Source organism: Arthrobacter sp. CAL618 (genome assembly GCF_000468215.1).
Taxonomy (GTDB): domain Bacteria; phylum Actinomycetota; class Actinomycetes; order Actinomycetales; family Micrococcaceae; genus Arthrobacter_D.
This window is the reverse complement of sequence record NZ_ASZW01000026.1, coordinates 1-3,398: the sequence shown is the minus strand read 5'-3', so window position 1 is coordinate 3,398 and position 3,398 is coordinate 1. Positions and strand designations below refer to the sequence as shown.

3 protein-coding genes are annotated in these 3,398 nt (G+C 61.9%); 2 read left to right on the top strand and 1 reads right to left on the bottom strand.

All coding sequences use genetic code 11. The features are described from left to right. Positions 1-17 precede the first annotated feature (17 nt). On the bottom strand, positions 18-1,565 hold the full coding sequence (locus K728_RS0101410) for an MFS transporter (RefSeq protein ID WP_024475624.1): 1,548 nt from the start codon (positions 1,563-1,565) through the stop codon (positions 18-20). A 61-nt stretch (positions 1,566-1,626) separates the two neighbouring features. Between K728_RS0101410 and K728_RS0101405 the strand changes: the two genes are divergently transcribed. After that, positions 1,627-2,175 carry a TetR/AcrR family transcriptional regulator gene (locus tag K728_RS0101405; protein WP_019482118.1) on the top strand — a complete coding sequence of 183 codons (549 nt, stop codon included), beginning with the start codon at positions 1,627-1,629 and terminating at the stop codon, positions 2,173-2,175. Between the two features lie 176 nt (positions 2,176-2,351). Then, complete coding sequence (locus K728_RS0101400) at positions 2,352-3,329, top strand: PstS family phosphate ABC transporter substrate-binding protein (protein WP_024475623.1); 978 nt, start codon at positions 2,352-2,354, stop codon at positions 3,327-3,329. The last annotated feature ends 69 nt before the right edge of the window (positions 3,330-3,398 follow it).

Sequence of the window (3,398 nt, the reverse complement as noted above, 5' to 3'; positions counted from 1 at the left end):
CGTACGCCCGCGGTTTCTTAAGCGCGCCGCAGGCTCCACAGGGCCAACGCGGCTGCGAACAGCATGAGCGCTGCCCCAATACTTGAGGTGAGCACCACTCCGCTGTCGAAGGCGTGGAAAGCCGACTCGAGCAGCCGACTGCCGCCGTCGGCCGGTAGCGCGGCGGCCACATTCACCGCGCCGCCCAGTGTTTCGGTCGCGGTGGTCACCTGATCCGGGCTCAAGCCCTCCGGAAGGACCAGGTTGCGCTGGTAGGACGCGAGCAGCACGCTACCCAGCAGGGCCGTGCCGAATACCGAACCAACCTCGTAGGCGGTTTCGGATACTGCTGACGCCGCCCCGGCCTTTTCTGCGGGCACCGTTGCGAGGATCAGGTCGTTGGACACCGTCTCGGATGCACCGACACCCACACCAAGCAGCATGAACGCGAACAACAAGATGGCGGCCGACCCACCCTGACCGGTGACCGCCACGAAGGCGTACGCTGCGGCGGATAGCAGCAAGGCGATGGGTACAACTACGCGCGGTGGCACCCGGCGGACGATGGGAACCACCGTGAGTCCCGCAATGATCGTCATTACCAGGCCGGGAACCAGAACCAGGCCCGCGTTCAAGGGGCTCAGCCCAAGGACCAGCTGCAGGTGCTGCGACACGAAGTAGATGAACCCCACCAGGGAGAAGATCGCCAGCAGATTTACCAGCACCGCCCCCGTGAAGGCGCGCACCGTGAACAGCCGCACGTCGAGCATGGGGTTCGATCGGCTGAGCTGGCGCCTGGTGAACAGCGTGCCCGCCGTAAGTCCGATGACGACGGCGGCGACGGTGACCGTCACCGAGTCCCCCTTCGCGAAGTTTTTGATCGCGAAGACGATGGGCAGCATGGTGGTCACGGAGAGGACGATGCTCAAGTAGTCCACCCGCCCCGGGTTGGGGTCCTTCGATTCCGGAACCAGCGCCGGGGTGAGCGCCAGCATCAGCACCAGTACCGGGACGGCCAGTAGGAATACCGACCCCCACCAGAAGTGTTCAAGAAGTGCGCCGCCGACTAGCGGTCCCATGGCTGCGCCGGCCGAGAACCCGGCGGCCCAGATAGCGATAGCTAGACGGCGCTGGTTGCGATCGGTGAAGATGTTCCGCAGCAAGGAGAGCGTCGAGGGCATCAGCATGGCGCCGAAGACGCCAAGGCCCACCCGGGATGCGACGAGCAGTTCTGCCGTGGGCGAGTAGGCGGCGGCGACCGAGAAGACGGCAAAGCCAATGGCACCGATGATGAGGAGCTTTCGGCGGCCGAAACGGTCGCCGAAGCTGCCCATTGCGACCAGTAGCCCCGCCAGGACCAGGGGATAGCTATCGATGATCCACAGCAGGGTGGTGCCGCTGGTGTTGAAGGCCAGGGAGATGGCGGGGGTCGCGAAAGCGAGCACCGTGTTGTCTACCGCAACCAACAGGACGGGCAGCATTAGAACAACAAGGGCGGTCCACTCGCGCCTCCCCGCCCGGCCGGGAGCGGGGTGCTGTGCTGCCGCTCCGGTTGACGGCTCGGTGAAGTAGGTCGATGTGCTCATCACTCGAGGCTATACCGTCCAGCCGGTACAGTAAAATTTGAAGCACCGTTACGATGAATGCATGGCCAGTTCCAAAGAGCGCATCCTCGACAGTTTCGAAAACATCCTTATCCGCGACGGGGAGCGGGCTGCCACCATGGAGGCGGTGGCCGCCTCAGCTGACGTGTCCAAGGGCGGTCTGCTATACCACTTTCCGTCGAAGGAGGCGTTGGTCGATGCGTTGGGGGAGCGGCTACTCGCTCTTTCCGCACGGGACCGGGAGCTGATGGCCGCCGACCCCGACGGTGCGGCACGCTACTACGTCCGGACCTCTGTCTATGAAGACAGCGCTTTGGATCGCGCGCTTGTGGCGATGGCGCGACTGGCCCAGCAGGGGCACCCGAAGGCACAGCAAAACTTCGCCCAGATCCAGTCCTTGTGGCTCGAGGCACTTGAGTTGGCACTAGGGAGCCATCCGGTGGCCCGTGCAGTGAAGCTGATGGGTGACGGCCTCTACTATGACGCGGCCTTCTTTGCGGGCAGCGGCGCGGATCAACGATCCGCGGATGAAATGGAGCAACTCCTGGAGCTGGTTGACCTTCTTCAGGCGCCCCAGCGTCGGGGCGCCTAGAAGGCAGCGGTGCATTCTCTCGCCGATACATTACATAGATCTTTATCTATGTAAATTCTATAGCCAACTTCTGTTCATCCTGTGTTCATATAGGCGAGCTTCTATTGATTCTTGTCGGCACCGCCGACCTCCCCATACCCTGGGCAGCGCAAGTTGCCATTGGAAGGATCAATACAGTGCAAAACAGACTTCCCCGTCGCGTTGGCGTCGCGTCATCAATCGCCATTGCCGCTCTGCTGCTCTCCGCATGTGGCGGCCAGGCCGAGCCAGAATCGAATGGCGAGCCAGCGGAAGCTGGAGCAGCCACCGGCTCGGTAGCCGCTGACGGCTCGTCGACAGTTGCTCCTCTCTCGTCAGCCGCTGCTGACCTGTTCCGCGATGTAGAGCCCGACATCAACGTCACGGTTGCCACCTCAGGCACCGGCGGTGGGTTTGCCGCGTTCTGCGCCGGTGAAACCGACATCTCCAACGCCTCCCGCCCCATTGCAGATGATGAAGTTGCCATTTGTGAAGAGAACGGTATCGGGTTCACCGAAATCATCATGGCCAACGATGGTCTGTCAGTTGTCGTGAGCCCTGAAAACGACTGGGCCGACTGCCTCACGGTCGAACAGCTCGCCACCATCTGGGCGCCCGAGTCAGAAGGGGAGATCACCAGCTGGAACCAGGTCGACCCTTCCTTCCCTGATGAGGAGCTGGTGCTCTACGGCGCGGGCACTGACTCCGGTACCTTCGACTACTTCACTGAGGCCATCAACGGCGAAGAAGGCGCGATTCGCACCGACTACAGCCCGTCGGAGGACGACAATGTCACAGTCCAGGGCGTGCAAGGTGCAGCCGGCGCGATGGGCTTCTTCGGGCTGTCCTACGCCGAGGAAAACCCCGACGCCGTGAAGATTGTCCAGGTCGACAACGGTGACGGTTGCGTTACCCCATCGGCAGAGACCGTCCAGGACGAAACCTACGCTCCACTGGGTCGCCCGCTGTTCGTGTATGTCGCCAACGATTCATACACCGAAAAGCCACAGGTCGCAACGTTCATTGACTTCTACGTCGAGAATGCCGCCGAGATTGCTGAGGCAGCGCTGTTCATCGGCCTGACCGACGATCAGCAGGCTACCGCGCAGGAAGAACTCGCCTCAATTGACTCCTAGTCACTCGAAGTAAGAAATTATCTAACAGGAAATCGACGGTTCATTCATGACAGTCGTTACAGAAAAGGG

Coding starts and splice junctions, on each gene's coding strand:
- K728_RS0101405 (WP_019482118.1), top strand. CDS start 1,627: ATGGCCAGTTCCAAAGAGCGCATCCTCGACAGTTTCGAAAACATCCTT.
- K728_RS0101410 (WP_024475624.1), bottom strand. CDS start 1,565: ATGAGCACATCGACCTACTTCACCGAGCCGTCAACCGGAGCGGCAGCA.